21 protein-coding genes and 1 pseudogene are annotated in these 18,980 nt (G+C 63.3%); 11 read left to right on the forward strand and 11 right to left on the reverse strand.

The features are described 5' to 3' along the window. Positions 1-3 precede the first annotated feature (3 nt). A pseudogene (locus D3242_RS34480) lies at positions 4-111 on the forward strand (hypothetical protein); the annotation flags it as partial. Here the strand turns inward: D3242_RS34480 and D3242_RS19085 are convergent. The 7 genes from D3242_RS19085 to D3242_RS19115 all read right to left on the reverse strand — a co-directional run bounded on the left by D3242_RS19085 (position 112) and on the right by D3242_RS19115 (position 7,026). Beyond that, positions 112-777: a TIGR02117 family protein gene (locus D3242_RS19085; protein WP_064984883.1), complete on the reverse strand. Its 666-nt coding sequence runs from the start codon at positions 775-777 to the stop codon at positions 112-114. A gap of 94 nt (positions 778-871) precedes the next feature. Further along, on the reverse strand, positions 872-1,621 hold the full coding sequence (locus D3242_RS19090; protein ID WP_031240865.1) for an amino acid ABC transporter ATP-binding protein: 750 nt from the start codon (positions 1,619-1,621) through the stop codon (positions 872-874). A gap of 76 nt (positions 1,622-1,697) precedes the next feature. Continuing rightward, positions 1,698-2,855 (reverse strand): amino acid ABC transporter permease, encoded by a 1,158-nt coding sequence (locus D3242_RS19095; RefSeq protein WP_019857397.1) that lies wholly within the window; start codon positions 2,853-2,855, stop codon positions 1,698-1,700. A 4-nt stretch (positions 2,856-2,859) separates the two neighbouring features. Beyond that, complete coding sequence (locus D3242_RS19100; protein ID WP_038645989.1) at positions 2,860-4,047, reverse strand: amino acid ABC transporter permease; 1,188 nt, start codon at positions 4,045-4,047, stop codon at positions 2,860-2,862. 62 nt (positions 4,048-4,109) lie between these two features. Next, positions 4,110-5,138 carry an amino acid ABC transporter substrate-binding protein gene (locus tag D3242_RS19105; protein WP_019857395.1) on the reverse strand — a complete coding sequence of 343 codons (1,029 nt, stop codon included), beginning with the start codon at positions 5,136-5,138 and terminating at the stop codon, positions 4,110-4,112. Positions 5,139-5,520: 382 nt separating this feature from the next. Continuing rightward, complete coding sequence (locus D3242_RS19110) at positions 5,521-6,381, reverse strand: DUF2182 domain-containing protein (protein WP_064984884.1); 861 nt, start codon at positions 6,379-6,381, stop codon at positions 5,521-5,523. A 9-nt stretch (positions 6,382-6,390) separates the two neighbouring features. Then, positions 6,391-7,026: a DUF1326 domain-containing protein gene (locus D3242_RS19115; RefSeq protein ID WP_019857393.1), complete on the reverse strand. Its 636-nt coding sequence runs from the start codon at positions 7,024-7,026 to the stop codon at positions 6,391-6,393. 350 nt (positions 7,027-7,376) lie between these two features. Here D3242_RS19115 and D3242_RS19120 point away from each other — a divergent pair, with 350 nt between their 5' ends. The 5 genes from D3242_RS19120 (at position 7,377) to D3242_RS19140 (ending at position 11,592) form a co-directional block, all read left to right on the forward strand. Continuing rightward, complete coding sequence (locus tag D3242_RS19120; protein WP_019857392.1) at positions 7,377-8,558, forward strand: cystathionine beta-lyase; 1,182 nt, start codon at positions 7,377-7,379, stop codon at positions 8,556-8,558. Between the two features lie 228 nt (positions 8,559-8,786). Then, complete coding sequence (locus D3242_RS19125) at positions 8,787-9,866, forward strand: HPP family protein (protein ID WP_019857391.1); 1,080 nt, start codon at positions 8,787-8,789, stop codon at positions 9,864-9,866. 94 nt (positions 9,867-9,960) lie between these two features. After that, positions 9,961-10,647, forward strand: a complete 687-nt coding sequence (locus D3242_RS19130; RefSeq protein WP_019857390.1) for an RNA polymerase sigma factor — start codon at positions 9,961-9,963, stop codon at positions 10,645-10,647. A gap of 106 nt (positions 10,648-10,753) precedes the next feature. Further along, entirely contained in the window at positions 10,754-11,278 is a 525-nt protein-coding gene (locus tag D3242_RS19135) for a DUF4142 domain-containing protein (RefSeq protein ID WP_038645982.1), read from the forward strand. After that, positions 11,275-11,592 (forward strand): cupredoxin domain-containing protein, encoded by a 318-nt coding sequence (locus D3242_RS19140; RefSeq protein ID WP_038645980.1) that lies wholly within the window; start codon positions 11,275-11,277, stop codon positions 11,590-11,592. The genes D3242_RS19135 and D3242_RS19140 overlap by 4 nt, the downstream gene beginning before the upstream one ends. A gap of 73 nt (positions 11,593-11,665) precedes the next feature. On the opposite strand, the gene D3242_RS19145 is transcribed toward D3242_RS19140, so the two are convergent. Next, the gene (locus D3242_RS19145; RefSeq protein ID WP_038645978.1) at positions 11,666-12,298 is read right to left on the reverse strand and encodes a CGNR zinc finger domain-containing protein; all 633 of its coding nucleotides are present in this window, start codon (positions 12,296-12,298) and stop codon (positions 11,666-11,668) included. A gap of 260 nt (positions 12,299-12,558) precedes the next feature. On the opposite strand from D3242_RS19145, the gene D3242_RS19150 reads away from it, so the two are divergent. From D3242_RS19150 to D3242_RS19160, 3 genes are read left to right on the forward strand one after another with little or no spacing between them, the layout of a single operon-like run. Continuing rightward, positions 12,559-13,401: an alpha/beta fold hydrolase gene (locus D3242_RS19150; protein WP_019857386.1), complete on the forward strand. Its 843-nt coding sequence runs from the start codon at positions 12,559-12,561 to the stop codon at positions 13,399-13,401. Between the two features lie 21 nt (positions 13,402-13,422). Then, on the forward strand, positions 13,423-14,193 hold the full coding sequence (locus D3242_RS19155; RefSeq protein WP_064984886.1) for an SDR family oxidoreductase: 771 nt from the start codon (positions 13,423-13,425) through the stop codon (positions 14,191-14,193). Between the two features lie 10 nt (positions 14,194-14,203). Further along, positions 14,204-14,482, forward strand: coding sequence for a ScoMcrA-related endonuclease (locus tag D3242_RS19160; RefSeq protein WP_038645974.1), 279 nt, complete (start codon positions 14,204-14,206; stop codon positions 14,480-14,482). 39 nt (positions 14,483-14,521) lie between these two features. Here D3242_RS19160 and D3242_RS19165 read toward each other — a convergent pair whose 3' ends face one another. Beyond that, positions 14,522-15,397: a crotonase/enoyl-CoA hydratase family protein gene (locus tag D3242_RS19165; protein WP_064984888.1), complete on the reverse strand. Its 876-nt coding sequence runs from the start codon at positions 15,395-15,397 to the stop codon at positions 14,522-14,524. Between the two features lie 79 nt (positions 15,398-15,476). On the opposite strand from D3242_RS19165, the gene D3242_RS19170 reads away from it, so the two are divergent. Together D3242_RS19170 and D3242_RS19175 are read left to right on the forward strand one after the other, a co-directional pair. Next, a complete protein-coding gene (locus D3242_RS19170; RefSeq protein ID WP_064984890.1) occupies positions 15,477-16,061 on the forward strand; it encodes a TetR/AcrR family transcriptional regulator in 585 nt (194 codons plus the stop codon). 59 nt (positions 16,062-16,120) lie between these two features. After that, complete coding sequence (locus D3242_RS19175; protein ID WP_027046692.1) at positions 16,121-16,837, forward strand: hypothetical protein; 717 nt, start codon at positions 16,121-16,123, stop codon at positions 16,835-16,837. Here D3242_RS19175 and D3242_RS19180 read toward each other — a convergent pair. Both D3242_RS19180 and D3242_RS19185 read right to left on the reverse strand, forming a co-directional pair. Next, entirely contained in the window at positions 16,775-17,644 is an 870-nt protein-coding gene (locus D3242_RS19180) for a tetratricopeptide repeat protein (protein WP_064984892.1), read from the reverse strand. The genes D3242_RS19175 and D3242_RS19180 overlap by 63 nt on opposite strands. Before the next feature lie 16 nt (positions 17,645-17,660). Continuing rightward, a complete protein-coding gene (locus D3242_RS19185; protein ID WP_064984893.1) occupies positions 17,661-18,887 on the reverse strand; it encodes an anion transporter in 1,227 nt (408 codons plus the stop codon). Positions 18,888-18,980: the final 93 nt, after the last annotated feature.

Raw genomic sequence — 18,980 nt, forward strand, 5'->3', positions numbered from 1 at the left:
GATCTAGTCGCATGGTTCAAGGGGCGCGAGCCCGATGGTCGCGGTTATCAAAGCGCGATCAATAAGGCATTGCGCGAATATGTGATGAAGCAGGACCGTAAAGCCGATTAGCTAATTATACAGCCGCAACGACCATCCCAGCGACACCGGCAACGGGTTCCACCAGCCGGTCCGCAGGCCGGCGGTGCGCAACGCGGCGGCGGTCCAAGTGTTGCAGCCGACCAGTGCGTTGAAATGACCGTTCGCCTCGTAGAAGCGGTCGAAGCTGGAGTAGGCCGCATTCTCGATGACGATCGGGCCGCCAGGCCCCTGCTGAAAACTGGCTGCGATAAAATCAAGCAAGGCCGTGAACTGATCATCACCAATGTCGAAGCCGGCGACATCGGGATGCGGTTCGACGATAGCGCCGGCGACATCGACATGCATGACCGAGGCGTCGAGGGTCAGCGCCTTCATCACCGGAACGGCCTTGAGCTCGGACCACGTCGGTGTTTCCAGATAGAAGGCGCGGCCGCCCCAGCCGAAGACGATGTAGCGCACCTCGGGCGCATCTGACGGCAGCCCGGCGTCCACCAGGAAGTGGAAGCGCTTGCGTACGGCGTCGTCCACTGGAATGGCGATATCGGTATGGATCGGGTTCTTCAGCACCAGTATATGCCGCGTGCCCTCGCCCGCCGACGCCGCCGGCCAGAGCGGGCGCGGCACCAGCGTGCCGAGGGTCGCCGCAAGCACGATCGCGGCCAGCACCATGGAGAGGAAACGCAGGACTTTTCTCATCGATGACGTCCCCGCCGCCAATCGCATCACCCGATCCACAAGCAAAGAGCCCGGCCGCGTTGCGGCCGGGCTCTTGCGCTCAGTTTGGAACCGCTCAGTGCAGGATCTGGCTGAGGAACAATTTCGTGCGCTCGTGGCGCGGGTGGTCGAAGAACTCGGCCGGCGTGTTCTGCTCGACGATCTGGCCCTGATCCATGAAGATCACCCGGTTGGCGACCTTGCGGGCAAAGCCCATTTCGTGGGTGACGCACAGCATGGTCATGCCTTCCTCGGCCAGACCAACCATGGTCTCCAGCACTTCCTTGATCATTTCCGGGTCGAGCGCCGAGGTCGGCTCATCGAACAGCATGATGCGAGGGTTCATGCACAGCGAACGCGCGATGGCCACGCGCTGCTGCTGGCCGCCAGATAGCTGGCCGGGATATTTGTTGGCCTGCTCGGGGATTTTCACGCGCTTGAGGAAATGCATGGCGATTTCCTCGGCCTGTTTCTTCGGTGTCTTGCGCACCCAGATCGGCGCAAGCGTGCAGTTCTCCAGGATGGTCAGATGCGGGAACAGGTTGAAGTGCTGGAACACCATGCCGACCTCGCGGCGCACCTCGTCGATCTTTTTCAGATCGTTGGTCAACTCCTTGCCATCGACGATGATCTTGCCCTTCTGATGCTCTTCTAGCCGGTTGATGCAGCGGATCATCGTCGATTTGCCGGAGCCCGACGGGCCGCAGATGACGATGCGTTCGCCGCGCATCACTTTGAGGTTGATGTCTTTCAGCACATGGAACTCGCCATACCATTTGTGCATGGCGATGATGTCGATGGCGACATCGGTGGTCGAGATGTGCATCTTGGCGGCGTTGACCTTGATCTCTTCGGCGCTGACGGCGTTTTCGGTGGCCATGACGGGTCCCCTTATTCTTTTGTTAGCGTTTGTGGCCGGTGTCGAGCCGGCGTTCGGTGTACATTGAATAGCGCGACATGCCGAAGCAGAACAGCCAAAAGACAAAGGCGGCGAAGACGAGACCGGATTTGGCGGTCTGCGCCGTTGCCCAGTTGGCGTCGGAAAAATTCTGCTTCACGATACCGAGCAGGTCGAACATCGAGATGATGAGGACCAGGCTGGTATCCTTGAACATGCCGATGAAGGTGTTGACGATGCCGGGAATGACAAGCTTCAGCGCCTGCGGCAGCACGATCAGTCCCATCTTCTGCCAGTAACCGAGGCCGAGCGAATCGGCGCCCTCGTACTGGCCTTTCGGAATAGCCTGCAGCCCGCCGCGCACCACTTCGGCCATGTAGGCGGCGGCAAACAGCGACACGCCAATCAGCGCCCGCAAATATTTGTCGAAGGTGACGCCGGCCGGCAGGAACAGCGGCAGCATGACGCTGACGAAGAACAGAACGGTAATCAGCGGGATGCCGCGCACGGCTTCGATGAAGACCACGCACAACATCTTGACGATGGGCATCTTGGAGCGCCGGCCGAGCGCCAGCACGGTTCCCAGCGGCAGCGACACCGCGATGCCGACGAAGGAAAGGCTCAGTGTGATCAGCAGCCCGCCCCAGCGCGAGGTTTCGACATGCGGCAGGCCGAATACGCCGCCGACCAGCAGGAAGAACGAGACGATCGGCAGTACCAGGAACAGCAGGATGGCGTTCAATCCCTTGCGCGGCACACGCGGGATCAGCATCGGCACCAGCAGCGCGGTGAACAGGATGGCGACCAAGATCGGCCGCCAGCGCTCCTCGACCGGATAGGTTCCGAACATGAACTGGCCGAACTTGGCATTGACGAAGGCCCAGCAGGCGCCGCTCCAGCCATCCGGCTGAATGCCGCCTTGCGCGACGGTCGCGCAGACGGTGCGGTCCGGCCCTGTCCACACGGCGTTGATGAACGCCCAGTTGATGATTTGCGGCAGAACCCAGGCGACGATGACGATGCCGAGGATCGTGAGGATGGTGTCGCCAACCGAACCGATCAGGTTCCTGCGCACCCAGGCGCCGGGGCCGCTGACGCTGGCCGGTGCAGGCTGCGCCAAGGCCATTTCGGTGCGCACCCAGGACATATCGTGTTCCTGCATGGCTCTACCTCTCCACCAGCGCCATTCTGGCGTTGACCACGTTCATGACGGCGGAGGTCACCAGGCTGAGTATGAGATAGGCGATCATCATGATCAGCACGCCTTCGACCGCCTGTCCGGTCTGGTTCAACACCGTGCCGGCGGTCGCCGTCAGGTCGGGATAGCCGATGGCGATCGCCAGCGAGGAGTTCTTGGTCAGGTTGAGATACTGGCTGGTCAGCGGCGGGATGACGATACGCATGGCCTGCGGCACCACAACCAGCCGCAAGATCGACCCGGACCGCAGCCCAAGTGCCGCGGCCGCCTCGGTCTGGCCCTTGCTGACGCCCCTGATGCCGGCGCGCACGATTTCGGCGATGAAGGCGGCCGTGTAGCAGGACAGCGCCAGATAGAGCGACAGGAACTCCGGCTTGACCTGAAAGCCGCCGGTCAGATTGAAGGTCGATTGTTTGGGAAGATCAAAGCTGAGCGGAAAGCCGCTCAGCACATAGGCGAGCACCGGCAGGCCGACGATCAGCGCCACCGAGGTCCAAAACACTGGAAATTGCTGGCCGGTCGCCATCTGCCGCTGACGCGCCGTGCGGGCGACGAACCAGGCCATGGCGATGCCGACAAGGAGGGCGACGAAGATCAGCCAGGAACCCTCGCCCCAGACTGCGCGGGGAAAGTAGAAGCCGCGCTGGTTGAGGAAGGAGCCGAAGGGCAGATGATAGCTGTCACGCGGCGCCGGCAGCACGGCAAGCACGCCGGAATACCAGAAGAAGATGACCAGCAGCGGCGGGATGTTGCGGAAGATCTCGACATAGACCGTACAGATCTTCTGGATCAGCCAGTTCTGCGACAGGCGGCCGATGCCGATGACGAAGCCGATGATTGTGGCGGTGATGATGCCGGCCACGGCGACGATGATGGTGTTGATCAGGCCGACGACGATGGCGCGGCCATAAGTCGAGTCCGACGTATAGGCGATCGGCGTATCCGAAATGTCGAACCCGGCTCTGCCCCTCAGAAAACCGAAGCCGGAAGCGATGTGCAGGCGCTGCAGATTGTCGATGACGTTCTGCACGATCCACCAGACGGAGCCGAACAGGACGATGACGACCAGCGTCTGGAAGAAGAGACTGCGTATCTTCGGGTCATTGATGAAGGAAGCCCTGCTGGACTCCTCGCGAAGAACTTCCTGCGATGCCATGTGCCCGTCCCCTGAAAAGAGAAACCGGAAGGCAGATATCTGCCTTCCGGATCACATTTCGGTCAGCGGATCGGCGGAGCGTATTGCAGGCCGCCCTTGGTCCACAGCGCATTGATGCCGCGCGCGATCTTGAGCGGGCTGCCCGAGCCGACATTGCGATCGAACATTTCGCCGTAATTGCCGACGGCCTTGACGATATTGACGACCCAGTCATTGGAGACGCCGAGATCGGTGCCGATCTTGGTGTCGGCTTCCTGGCCGAGAACGCGCTTGATCTCCGGGCTGGCCGAGTTCTTCATTTCATCGACATTGGCCTTTGTGATGCCGAGTTCCTCGGCGTCAAGCAGCGCGAAATACGTCCACTTGACGATGTGGTACCACTGGTCGTCGCCTTGGCGCACCGCCGGTCCGAGCGGCTCCTTGGAGATGATCTCGGGCAGCACGACGTGATCGGCCGGCGAGCCCAGCGTCAGGCGGATACCGTAAAGGCCCGACTGGTCCGTGGTGTAGACATCGCAGCGGCCGGCGTCATAGGCGGCGTTGACCTCTTCGAGCTTCTCGAAGACGACCGGATTGTACTCCATCTTGTTCGCCTTGAAGTAGTCGGCGAGGTTCAGCTCTGTGGTGGTGCCGCTCTGCACGCACACGGCCGCGCCCGAGAGCTGGAGCGCCGAATTGACGCCAGGCAGCTTCTTGGCGTTGATCATGAAGCCCTGGCCGTCATAGTAGGTCGTGCCGATAAAATTCAGGCCAAGCGCCGTGTCGCGATTGATGGTCCAGGTGGTGTTGCGCGACAGGATGTCGACCTCGCCGGACTGCAGCGCGGTGAAGCGCTCCTTGGCGCTGAGCGGGGTGAACTTGACCTTGGTGCCGTCACCGAAGACGGCGGCCGCGACAGCGCGGCAGAAATCCGCGTCGATGCCCTGCCAGTCACCCTTGTCGTCGGGCGCCGAGAAACCGGCCAGACCCGTCGAGACACCGCATTGGATGAAGCCCTTCGCCTTGACGGTGTCGAGCGTCGTCGCCGACGCGGCCGACCCCATAAACCCGAGCGTAGCGGCGCCAAGGATGCCGATAGCAATATGTTTCATGACCCACAGACCCTTTTCTGTTTTCAGGCAAAACCTGATCTTTTTTCCCGTGTGAACGCAGCTCCCATTCCATCCCATTCCCGGAATCCCGCATCGTAAGCGACGCGCCGCCTCCCATTCACGAACAGCATCGAAGGCGATAATTCCTGTGAGGTCAAGGGAAATGACCGAATCCGAACGTCTTTGAAAATCGATTGCCTGAAATGCCCGAATTGCAGACAAACGCAGCCGCAATTTAGTCACGGCGCTAATAAAGTCGGCAAAGCGCATTCATCGCAAATGCGGGTCAGCGGCGAAATCCATAACTGGCACGAGCTTGGCGTCCCTGATCTGGATACCGGATGAATTGGCAAGTCCGAAGACTGTCATCGGATCTGCGCCGTCAAAGTGCGCGAGACATCAACCACACGCCGGCGGCCACCATCAGCGCGCCCGAAATGCGCGAGATCAACGGCCCGCTCGTAGCCATCTTTTCCAGGAGAACGAGGATGGCGATAGCGGCAATCCACAGGATGTTCATGACGCCGCCGACGAACAGCAGGGCCATCAGCGCCCAGCAGCAGCCCAGACAATAGAGGCCGTGGTCGACACCTAGCCGAATCGCGCCGACCGGCGCGGAACGGAACCCGCCATGGCTCATCAGGAACCCGATCGGCCCCTGACATTGGCGCAAGCAGACGCCCTTGATCGGCGTCCATTGATAGAGGCCGGCGGCGATCAGGACGAGGCCGCCGAGGATCGTGCTGTCGGTCGCCATCGAGGGGTCGAGCAGGGCCAGGCGGCCGAGCAGCCATTGCGCGACGGTCGCGGCGATGCTGAAGACGATCCAGACGGTGAGATAGCCGGTAAAAAACCATCCGGTCGAAGCGATGGGGCGGCCATCCGCCTGCGCCTTGCGGCCGATGCCGGCATAGAGCAGCAGCAGCGGCGCGACCGAAGGCGTCATCATGCCGACCATCATCACCGCCCACATGGTGAAGATGAAGGCGAAATCGGCGGGTGCCCAGGCCCGGAAACCGGGCGCCACGGCGGCGCCCATATCCATGCCACCCATGTCGATATTCGACATGTCCATTGCGGCCATATCGCCGCTCGCTCCAGCCGGCATCGGGGATGTGGGCATGGCCATGTCGATGGCGAGCCACAGCACATAGGCCCAGGCGAGCACCGCAATCACGACGATCGCGGTCATCACGACCGTGCGGTCGCGCCGCAGCACCGCCTCTAAGGCCGTGTCGCCCATTGGATCAGCTCAATGGACGACGCCGCTCTGCGTGAGATGCAGATTGGCAAAATGACTGTGCGTGTCGGCCACCTCGAACTTGATCGGGCCTGTCGCCTTGGTCCAGCCGCGCCCGATCTCGGCCATTGCGTATTCGGAGCCGTGCGGCAGGTCGATGCGTGCCCGATGCTCGGCGCCGGTGACCGGATTCTTGATCGGCTCGCCATGACCGTCGGCTACGCCCTCGACATGCAGGCGTCCGGTTCGCGCGTCGACGTCGACCTCGAAGTCGATCGGGGCAAAGATCGGGTCATGGAATTTCTCCAGCGTGGTCGAGAAGACCTCGAATATAGTCGCGCCTGGTTCGGTGTCCTGTCCGCCGAGTATGCGAAGCAGCGCTTCACGTTGGGCCTCGCTCGCCCTCTCGTCGACAACCACCGCTGCTTCGCCGCCGCCCTGATGGATGGCGCCCGGCCAGCGGAAAATCCCGACGAGCCGCAATCCATCAAGTTTGGTGGCTCCGTGATGCCCGCTCTCGATTTCGATGCCGGTAACCGCCTGACAGAAGCCGTGTGTGGGCATGGCGTTGAACTGGCATGGGCAGCCATAGGCGCAATTGCAGTTGACGAATTCGCGCGCCTTCATTGTCCATTTGACTTTGGCCATGGCATTCCTCCCCTTGCCGCGCTCTGTGAACGCGATACCCGGACCGGGGGATCAGGAGGTAACCGGCCAAAAACCGTCCGGCAGCATCTGATCGAGGCAATCCGGCGATTAATATTAGAAATCTATTATATATGTTTCATAGCCGCCTACAATAGGTTGACCGGGGCACGATCGGCTCCGCCGACAATCATTGCCGCCCCTTGGCCGGCCCGTTTCAGGGCCTCGCCACAATGCCGTTCAGCCGGAGAATTGGCATATTCGAAGTCTATCCTTGGCGAAGGCTGGGCTGTTGCGCGGTCCACGACGCCGCACTATGGCTAGCGCCTTGTCAAACAAGGCGAAGACGAAGAATGGCTAAGGACGGCAACGAGCAGGGTTCCGGCAAAATGGGCATCAACACGCGGTTGGCCCATTCGGGCAACAACCCGCACGACTATTTCGGCTTCGTCAATCCGCCTGTCGTGCACGCCTCGACCGTGCTGTTCCGCAACGCCGCCGCAATGGCTGGCCGCAGCCAGAAATACACCTACGGCACGCGCGGCACGCCGACGACGGACGCCCTTGCCCAGGCCATCGACGCGCTGGAGGGATCCGCCGGCACGATCGTGGTGCCGTCGGGCCTTGCGGCGGTGACCATTCCGCTGCTCGCCTTCGTATCGGCCGGCGATCACCTGCTGATTGTCGACAGCGTCTACCATCCGACCCGTAATTTCGCCGACACGATGCTGAAGCGGCTCGGCGTCGAGGTGGAGTATTATGATCCTCGTATCGGCGCTGGCATCGCCGCCTTGATCAAGCCCAACACCAAGGTGGTGTTCACGGAATCGCCAGCCTCCAACACGTTCGAGGTGCAGGACATCCCGGCGATCGCCAAGGCGGCGCACGCGGCCGGCGCTATCGTGATGATGGACAACACCTGGGCGACGCCGCTCTATTTCCGGCCGCTCGACCACGGCGTCGACATCTCTATCCACGCGGCGACGAAGTATCCGGCCGGCCATTCCGACGTGCTGCTGGGCACGGTCTCGGCCAATGAGAGCCACTGGGAGCGGATCTACGAGAGCTTCTGCACGCTCGGCTGCTGCGCGGGACCCGACGATGTCTACCAGGTGCTGCGCGGTCTGCGCACCATGGGCGTGCGCCTTGAGCATCACCAGCGCAGCGCGCTGGCCATCGCGTCGTGGCTCGAAGGCCAGAAGGGCGTGGCGCGCGTGCTCCACCCTGCCCTTCCCAGCCACCGGGACCACGATCTGTGGAAGCGCGACTTTTGCGGTTCGAGCGGCATCTTTTCCATCGTGCTCGCCGGCGGCGGCCAGAGGGAGCAGCACGCTTTCCTCGACGCGCTCAGGATATTCGGCCTCGGCTATTCCTGGGGCGGCTATGAGAGCCTTGCGGTGCCGGTCTGGCTTGGCGACCGCGTCGTTGCAAAAGGCCCTTATGAAGGCCCGTTGATCCGCCTGCAGATCGGTCTCGAGGATGTAGACGACCTGAAAGACGACATTTTGCGCGGTCTGGCCGCAGCGACGGCCTAACCGGCGCGCACGGACTGACTGCCGGGCAGAATCAGCAGACAGCCGCAAGGCCTTGGCGCTGATGACAAAGCGCGAGCCGCTCGCGGCATCCCATTGCTGCGCGTCGCGCAATACTATTCTCCCGGGCCGCTGCTTTCGGGATTTGTTTGACTTTCAAATCCGCGGGTTCTGCCGCATTGCGTGCTGCACTGGTACCCTCGTCCAATCCCATTTGGTCACAACCCTGCCATGGCCTTTCGTCTTTTTGTCCCCATCCTTGCCGGCGCGACGCTGCGAGAGCGGCTGCTGGCCTGTATCGGCGCCACGATCGGCATCGCGCTGACCGGCGTGATCAGCGGGCTGGCAATGGGCGGCGGCCCGCATGTGGCCCTGCTGGTGGCGCCGATGGGCGCCTCGGCCGTACTTCTCTTCGCCGTGCCCGCGAGCCCGTTGGCGCAGCCCTGGTCGATCATCGGCGGCAATTCCATATCGGCGCTGGTGGGCGTGACGGTGGCGCATTTCATCCATGATCCGGTCATGGCCTCGGGCCTTGCCGTGGCGCTCGCCATCGCGGCCATGTCGTTCACGCGCTGCCTGCATCCGCCGGGCGGCGCGGCGGCGCTGACGGCGGTGCTCGGCGGGCCGGCCGTAGTCAGCGCCGGCTTCCTGTTTCCGTTCGTGCCGGTGGCCCTGAATTCGATCATCCTGGTCACGCTCGGCCTGCTTTTCCACAGGCTGGCGCGGCGCAACTACCCGCATGTCGCCGCCCCCGCAGCCAACAGCCACGGGACGGCCGATCCGCCGGCGCAGCAGCGCGTCGGCTTCCAGCCCGAGGATATCGACGCGGCGCTGACCACGCTCGACGAAACCTTCGACATCGACCGCAACGACCTCGAACGGCTCCTGAGGCAAGTCGAGCTGCAGGCCATGGTGCGCTCACACCGGACGCTGCTTTGCCAGGACATCATGTCGCGCGACGTGGTTTCGGTGCCCGAGCAGGCCACCGCCGACGAGGCGCGCCAGCAACTGCTCGATCACAACATCCGCACCTTGCCGGTGGTCGGCGCGGATGCAAGGCTGGTTGGGGCCGTCGGCCTGCGGGAGCTGACGAAGGCGACCGATACGGTGAAGGGCGTGATGTCGAAGGCCGGCACGGCTTCGCCCGAGACACCGGCGATGAGCCTGCTTCCCTTATTGACCGACGGCCGCAGCCACGCCGTGGTCATCGTCGACGGTGAGCGGCGCATTCTCGGCCTGATCACCCAGACCGACCTTCTGGCGGCGGCAGCGCGCGTGCAGGCCGCAGACAAAGGACTGGCGGCGGCTTAAAATAGCGGAGCCAGGTTGCCGAAATTCGGGAACCTTTTTTCGGCGGGCGCGTCCAACGTGCAGTCAAGCGTCTGCTCGGGGAGATCCGGTCGCGATGAGCAAGCTCGCAATACCCGTCAAAATGCCCGGGGTGGCCGAGGCTCTTTCCGGCGACTTGATGCTTGTACAGCGAGCCCTGGCGCGCGACGCGGGCGCCTTCCGCACGATCATCAAGACATACAACCAGCGGCTCTACCGCATCGCGCGCGGAATACTGCGCAACGACGCCGAAGCCGAGGACGTCGTCCAGGAGGCCTATGTCCGCGCCTTCGCCAATCTGGCGACATTTCGCGGCGACTCTTCGCTCGCCACCTGGCTGTCGCGCATCGTCATCAACGAAGCGCTCGGCCGCCTGCGCAAGAGGCGCCGCACCGTGGCGATGCCCGAAAATCCGGAAGCGCAAATCATCCGCTTTCCCCTCAACCCCAGCGACGACCCGGAGCGGACGATGGCGCAGCGGCAGATTCTCGCACTTGTCGAACGGGCGACCGACAGCCTTCCCGACATCTACCGCATGGTCTTCGTGGCCCGCGTCATCGAGGGCCTGAGCATGGAGGAAACCGCCGATCTGCTCGGCGTGCGGCCGGAGACCGTCAAGACAAGGCTACACCGGGGGCGTAGCCTGTTGCGCAAGGCGCTGGACGACGAGATCGGCCCGGTCCTGCTCGACGCCTTCCCCTTCGCCGGCCGCCGCTGCGAGCGGTTGACCAAGGCCGTGATGGGGCGGCTGGGCCTGGAATGATCCCGTCGCGATTTTGCGGGAACGTTTTTCCCGGCCGTGCATCCAATCGGCGTCAACTGGAAATGTAAGCCCGGCGCTTCCTCGCGGCCGGGCGAAGGAGGATGCCATGTTCACCCGATATACCGCCGCCCTTGCCGCCCTGCTTTTCGTCAGCGCTGCTCCGTTCGCGCAGGCCGCGGACAAGCCGACCGACCCGCAGATCGCCCATATCGCCTACACAGCCGGCGTCCTCGACATCGAGGCGGCCAAGCAGGCGATCAAGACATCGAAGAACACGGAGGTCGTCGCCTTCGCCAAGGACATGGAGCGCGACCATGAGGCGGTGAACAAGCAGGCGCTCGATCTGGTCAAAAAGCTCAAGGTGAAGCCCGAGGACAACGCCACCAGCCAGGCGCTGACCAAGGCGGCGGAAGAAGAACACGCCAAACTCGCCAAGCTGAAGGGCGCGGCTTTCGACAAGGCCTATATCGAGAATGAAGTCGCCTATCACAAGCAGGTCAATGGCGCGCTCGAAACGCTGCTCATCCCTTCGGCCAGCAATGCCGAATTGAAGAGCCTGCTCGAGACCGGCCTCAAGATCTTCCAGGGGCATGAGCAGCACGCCGAACATGTCGCCGGCATGCTGAAATGAAAGCGGGCGCCTTGATCCATCTGCCATGGGTGGCCGCTCTGACGCTTATGGCGGCGCCGGCGGCGGCCGCAACCATAGAGGTCACCATCGACAAGCTCGTCTTTTCGCCGGCGACCGTCGAGGCGAAGGTCGGCGACACGATCGAGTGGGTCAACATGGACGTGTTTGCCCATACGGCCACCGTCAAGGGCGGCTGGGAGGTGATGATCCCGCCGAAGAAATCGGCGAGCCTGACACTGAAGGCGGCGGGAGCGGTCGACTATTTCTGCCGCTTCCACCCCAACATGAAGGGTCATGTGAACGTGGCGCCGTGATGCCATCGAGGGCTGGCGGCGCAGAGCCGCCAGCTTCACGGCGTCGGTCCAATTTTTGCAGAAGCCGTCGCTGCTAATCGTGATGCGCCTTGACGCGGTGACGATGCGCGGCCTGCTTTGCCCGGTTGCCGCACTGCGCCATGCTGCACCAGCGGCGCCGATGGCCGCGGGTGTGGTCGACGAACAGCAGCGTGCAGGCCGGACCCTCGCAGGCTTTCACATGTGAGAAATCCTCGCTGCAGACGAACCGCGCCAGCGCTTCGCCGATCGGCAGCAGAAGCGCCTCGGGCGAGCGCCATTTGCGGGCCATCTGAAGCCGAAAAGGAATCTCGCTACCCGCAGGCATGTCCTTATCGGCTAGGACGACGATCCGGGTAAAGCTCTCGTCGCGCTCGAGCAGGCGGTTGAGCGGATCCAATTGCGCAAGATCCTGCGCGGCCAGCGGACGCCCCTTGTGTTCGCGCACGAACCCGCGAAACCATTCCCTGAGGCGGCGTGCCTGGTCGGCGACCTTGTCGAGTTCGCCCGGGAGAGCTTGCTTGCGCATGTCCCCAAGCGCTTCGGACGGCGCCAGCCGCGCCTGTTCGACCCAATCCAGCAACCCCTCGCCATCCTTGATCCAGTCGACAGGGGTATCGAGCGGCGTCGCGATCGAATTGAGGAAATCCAGGCCGAGCGCGTCACCGACAAAGATCGCAGGGGTCATCGTAACTCCAATCGCGCATCGGTCCCGCCGAGCGCCCTGAACACAAATCAGTGATAACCCCTTCAAGGCCAATTGACAAGTTACGTTCATATCCCGTAACCGTTCTATAGGTGTTTATCAGGTTACTCATCAACTCGACCTAAAAAGAGCCAACGCGTGCCGGCGAGATGCGAACCTGAGCCCCATAAGGGGGCTTGCCCACCCTCAATCGCGATAACCTTCCCAATGCCGATTTTTCGGTTACAGCAATGGAGAGAACCATGACCGCCTACCGCAATGCCGATGTCGACGGCTTCAACATCTTCTATCGCGAAGCCGGCACACCAGGCGCACCGAAACTGTTGCTGCTGCATGGCTTCCCGAGCTCGAGCCACATGTTCCGCGACCTCATTCCGCTGCTTGCCGACCGCTTCCATATCGTAGCGCCCGACCTGCCGGGATTCGGCCGCTCCGACATGCCGGCGCGCAGAACATTTGCTTATACGTTCGACCACATTGCCGAAATCATCGACCGCTTCACCGAAGTGGTCGGCTTCGACCGTTATGCGCTCTACGTGTTCGACTATGGCGCGCCGACGGGCTTCCGGCTGGCGGTGAAGCACCCCGAGCGCATCGCCGCGATCATCTCGCAGAACGGCAACGCCTACGAGGAAGGCCTGAGCGATGGCTGGAACCCCATCCGCGCCTATTGGCACGACCCGTCGCCGGCCAACCGCGAGGCGTTGCGCCCTACCTTCAAGCCGGACGCGATCGCCTGGCAGTACACGCATGGCGCGCCGGCGGATCTGATCTCGCCCGACGGTCATTCGCTCGACAGCTTCTATTTCGGCCGGCCGGACGCCGAGGAAGTGCAGCTCGACCTGTTCGGCGACTACAAGAGCAATGTCGCCCTTTACCCCGCCTTCCAGGCCTATTTCCGCACCCACAAGCCACCGTTCCTGGCGGTGTGGGGCAAGAACGATCCATTCTTCCTGCCGCCCGGCGCCGAAGCGTTCAAGCGCGACATGCCGGACGCGGTGGTGCGTTTGCTCGACACCGGCCATTTCGCACTGGAAACGCATGCCAGCGAGATCGCCAAAGCGATCCTCGATTTCCTGCATTGACCTGAAAAGAGGAGACTTGCCATGTCGAATTCCGTCGCCATCGTCACCGGTGCCAGCCAGGGCATCGGCCAGGCCATCGCCATCCGGCTGGCGCGGGATTTCTCAGGCCTTGTGTTGGTCGCGCGCAGCCGCTCAAAGCTCGAAGAAACCGCCGAGGCCGTGAGGGTAGCGGGCGCGAAAACGCTGGTCATCGATGCCGATCTTGCCCGACCCGAAGCCGCCAAGGCGGTGGTCGATCAGGCGCTCGCCGCCTTCGGCCGCATCGATGCGCTGCTCAACATCGCCGGTGCCGTGCCGCAGATTGACCTGTTCGACATGTGCGACGAGCAGTGGGATGCCGGCCTGGCGCTGAAACTGCACGGCGCCCGCCGGCTTACCGTCGCGGCGTGGCCGGCGCTGAAAGCCGCCAAGGGCGCCGCGGTGCTGATGTCGGGCAATTCTGCACTGTTTCCCAAGGCGCCCTATGCCGCCGTCGGCACGATCAATGCGGCCATCGTCGCGCTGGCCAAGGCCTTCTCCGACCGCGGCATCGCCGACGGCGTGCAGGTCAACAGTGTGTTGCCCGGTCCGGTGATGACCGGCCGCCGGCGCTCCTATCTCGAACACTGGGCGCAGCTGCACAAGGTGAGCGTCGAGGAGGCGACGGCCAACTTCCCGAGAGAAGCCGGCATTGCCCGCTACGGCGAGCCGGAAGAGATCGCCGAGCTGATGGCCTTCCTGGTGTCACCCGCCGCGCGCTGGATGACCGGCTCGACGCTGCGCATGGATGGCGGCGAAGTGAAATCGATCTGAGGAGGATGGCATGATTGCCTGGAACAGCGTGACCCGCGCCCATGTCATGCGGGCGATGGAAGAGTATGACCGGCTGGGGCCTGAGCGCTTCTTCGCCGAGCATGGCTTTGCCCCGACCACGACCTACGAGCTGGTGGCAGACAACCGCCTCTATCCACCTAAGGCGATCCTCGGCACTGCCTACGAATTCGCCACCGGCAAGAGGCTGGCATCGGGTGACTTCGAGGGCGGCAAGAGCGGCGCGGTGAAAGTGCTGGGGCAGTTGGGGTTCATCGTCAGGGCGAAGTGACGGCCGTCAGGCAGCGACGCTGCACCTCGACATGACGCCTCATCTCGACGCTTTGGCCTGCCCCGCAACCTGGTCGAGCCGCAGCGAGGCGCGCCTTGCCTCGTCCGGCCTTGTGATATGCGTCCAGGAGCCGTCGTAGCTGGGCCTGCGCCGCTCGATCCAGGCGGCAAGGCCTTCCCTGAGATCGGCGGTCGGGGCCATGCGGGCGAATTGCTCGGCCTCGACCAACAACCCTTCGGCGATGCTGAGGTTGATGCCGCGGGCCACCGCAGTGAGAATGCCGGCGAGCGCTGCCGGCGAATGCGTGACGATGCGACGGGCAAGATCGTGCGCTGCCGGCATCAGCTCGGCATGCGGCACAATCTTGTTGACGAGGCCGAGTTCGGCCGCTCGTTCAGCCGAAAAGGTTGCGCCCGTCAAAAGCAGTTCCAGAGCGCGCTTGCGCCCGGCGAGCCGCGGCAGGCGCTGCGTGCCGCCGAAGGTCGGCGGCATTGCGAGGTTGATCTCCGGCTTGGCGAACAGGGCGCGGTCGCTGGCGATGGCCAGCGGCACAGCCTCGGTGATCTCGCAGCCTCCGCCGAAGGCAATCCCGTTGACAGCGGCGATGATGGGTTTGCGGAAGGCTTCGAGCCTTGCCGTCAGTCGCTGGCCGCGCAGGACGAAGTCGCGCAACGCCACATCCGTGCCTGCGGCGACACTCGATGAGAATTCGTTGATATCGCCGCCGGCGGAGAAGGCACGTTCCCCTGCCCCGGTCAGGATGACAGCGCGGACCGCATTGTCGGTCTCTATCGTGTCGAGAACCGCGAGCAGGCGATCGATCAGGGCATAATTCAGCGCGTTGAGCTTTTCCGGGCGGTTGAGGGTGAGAACGCTCACCCCGTCGCGGGTCTCGTTCAGGATAAGATCGGCCATTGTTCTTCCTTTCCAGATACCACGGAAAGGGATCACGCTTTCGATTGCGTGTATATTCACTAGTCGGTATACATGCCTGATGCCTGAAGCCATCATCCCGACCCGCAAACGCATCGTCGATGCCGCCACAAAACTGTTCTATGCCGAAGGAATCGGTCGCGTCAGCGTCGACGCCGTCGCCGAAAAGGCAGGCCTCACCAAGCGGACGCTCTACTACCACTTCAAGAGCAAGGACGACCTGATCGCCGCCTATCTCGACGGGCGCGACCAGCCCAATCTGCGGCAGATGGCCGGCTGGTTCGATGTCGCGGAAGGCGGCGCGGACCGCAAGGTCGAGGCGATCTTCAGCAATCTGGCGCGGGTTGCGCGCCACCCGAAATGGAAGGGATGCGGCTTTCTGCGCACGGCCGCGGAACTCGCTTCGATGCCCGGCCATCCGGCGGTCAAGGTGGGGTCGCGCCACAAGTCGAATTTCGAGGCATGGCTGGCCGGCGCATTGTCCGACCACGGCGTCGAGGAGCCGCAGGCCGTGGCACGCGAGATCGTGCTTTTGATAGACGGCTCGTTCTCGATCATGCTGGTCCACCGCAATCCCGATTACATCGCGGCAGCCGGCCACGCCGCGGCGACGCTTGTTCGGGCGAGATCGCGGAACAAGGACTGACCAACCGTGGCTTGGAACGCAGCCGGCAAGCATGGTATCGCAATGCCAGGGAGGCGGTAATGCGTATCATCTTTCGATGTGATCCAATGTTGATCGAGCATTTGCCGCGCCCGATCCCGGCGCGCGGCGCTCTGCCGGAATGGCTGCGCGCCATGCCCGCCACCGCCTATTCGGCGATCCACGGCCGCGACATTCGCACGCTCAAGCAATGCCCACCCGTTGTCGATGCGATGACCTATGGCTTCATGGTCCTGCTGCCGTGCGACGTCGTCGTCGACAAGGGCACCTTTTCGTGGGACTGGCAAATTCCAGAACCGGTCACGCAGAACCACCCCAGAGCGCCATTGAGCTTCCACACGCCGGGGCAGCTCGCTGGCAGCCCGTTTGCTACGCCCGGCCAAGCCGCCCTCAAATTCAACAGCTTCTGGACCATCGAGGTCGAGGACGGCTGGTCGCTGTTCGCGACGCATCCAGTCAATCGCGAGGATCTTCCTTTCAGGCTGGTGACCGGCTTGGTGGATTCCGACCGGTTCAGCGATGGCGGTATCAATTTCCCGGCGGTCTGGACGGAACCTGGGTTCTCCGGTGTGCTCGCGAAAGGAACCCCGGTCGCACAGTGCTTTGCGGTTCCGCGGGCGGCGCCGCAGCTGGAATACGAGGTGTTCGACGAAGAACGGCAGGCGTCTTATGCGCGCACGGTCGCTAGTGTCCTGTCAACGCCTGGTGTCTACCGTAAGCGGTTCCGCGCCCGGCGGGGGCGCTCCACTGGCGAGTGAGCGACGCAGTGCTTCCTCATCAAGCCACAGCCGACCACTCGGTGCCGATGTAAGCGCCATGGCGATGACGCCGAACGTGGATGGGCGCAGACGATAGGCCGTTGAATACGCCAGCATCGCCCCATCGAGATCGCCAGTTTCCTGCAAGACGACGCCCAGATTGAAGGCAGCCTCCGGGGTATCGGGGCTCATTTCCAGCACGCGTCGATAGGCCTGGGCGGCGGCGCCGAACTTGCGCATGTCCTGACGCACCAAGCCGAGATCAAACCAGGCAGAAGGATGCCCGCCGCCGGCGACGGCGCGTTCGAGGAAGCCCTCTGCCTCGACAGACGCACCGCGTTGCCAGGCAAGGCGTCCGAGGCGCGCCGTAGCCTCCTCGGATTTCGGATCCCGTTGCAAGACAAGTGTCCACCATTCGCCCGCGGCCAAAGCATTGCCTGCCTGATCGAGGGTGCGTGCCCGCTCGATCAGTATTTCCGCCTGTGATGACAGCTTTGCCGCGCGATCCAGCTGTTGCAACGCTGCTTCGAACCGGCCGTCGGCCCGGGCAATCCTGCATGCGAGAATCAAGGCGGGCACATTATCCGCATGAGCAGCCAGACTCGTCTCGATGCGCGTGCGAGCCCCCGACAAATCCGCCCTGGCGAACAGGACCGCCGCCAGAAGATGGCAAAGCGCCGGATCGTTCGGGTGTTGCTTCAGGCCTAACTCGCACAGCCGCATTGCCTGGCCGTGATTGCCGGAATTGAAAGCGGCCACCGCACGTCGGATCAGATCGCCGCTTTCGGCTTGATTCGTATTCGTCACCGCTTTGCCACTCCCGCTAGAACCCCAGCGCCAGCCATGCCGTGCCGGCGACGAGCGTGACCAGCGTCAGCGGCAGGCCGACCTTGAAGAAGGCACCGAAGGACAAGGGGGTGCCGGCAGCCTTGGACTGCTCGGCGACGATCAGGTTGGCGACCGAGCCGAGCAGCGTGAAATTGCCGGCGAGCGTTGAACTCATCGCCACCACCAGCCATGCCCGCTCGGGGTTTTCCAGCCCAGGTATGAACGGTCGCAGCGCCAGCACCGCCGGAACATTGCTCATGATGTTGGAGAGCACCGCGGTGAAGCCTGACAGGCGCCAGACATCGTCGAGGCCGAGATTCTTGGCCGAGGCGATGAGATCCGGCGTCAGCAACGTCCTTTCGGCGCCGGCGACCACCACGAACAGACCGGCGAACATGAACAGCAGCGGGCCATCGATCTCACGGTAGATGCGGTCGGGCTTGATGGCGCGGGTGAGCAGGAGAATGGCGCCGCCGATCAATGCCGCCTTGGCAACGGGGACGCCGGCGAAGAAGGCGATGGCCAGCCCGATGCAGACGATCACGGCCTTCAGCACCTGCCCGCGATGCATGCGGCCGCGCGAGATATGCGGCGCCAATTCGGCGGTGCGGGTGAATTCGGCGCGATAGACAATGCGCACGATGACGATGACCGCGATGAGGCCGAACAGGGCGACCGGCGCCAGCGCCGCCGAAAAAGCGGGATAGGAAATGCCCGACAGCGCGCCGATAACCATGTTCTGCGGATTGCCGGTGATGGTGGCGACGCTGCCGCAGTTCGACGCGGTGGCGGTGGCGATCAGATAGGGGATCGGGTTGCGATTGATGACGCGAGTGACGTGCACGACGATCGGCGCCATGACCAGGCAGATGGCGTCGTTGACCAGGAAGGCCGACAGCACGCCGGTCAGCAGCGTCACCATCACCAGGAGCATGAAGGGCGCGTGCGCGTGTTCGATGGCGATGGCGCCCAGGCCACGAAAGGCGCCGGAGACCTTCAGATGCGCCACCACGATCATCATGCCGAGCAGAAGCGTGATCGTGTCGAAATTGATGGCGCGGTAGGCGTCCTCCATGCTGATCGCGCCAATGGCGATCATCGCGGCGCCGCCAAGCAGCGCGATGCCCGCCCGGTCGAGACGCAGGCCGGGGATGCGGCCGATGGCGACGCCGGCATAGGTCAGGATCAGGATCAGCAGTGCCGCCGCGCCCATCAATGTCATTGGTAAGAAGCCCCGCTCGATCTGGTGGCGCCGATGCGGTCCGCCCGGTGATTCTTTTGCATGCCAACTTTGGCGATGTCGAGATTGATGACA

Origin of the sequence: Mesorhizobium jarvisii (genome assembly GCF_003601985.1) — a bacterium.
In the GTDB taxonomy this organism is placed as follows: domain Bacteria; phylum Pseudomonadota; class Alphaproteobacteria; order Rhizobiales; family Rhizobiaceae; genus Mesorhizobium; species Mesorhizobium jarvisii.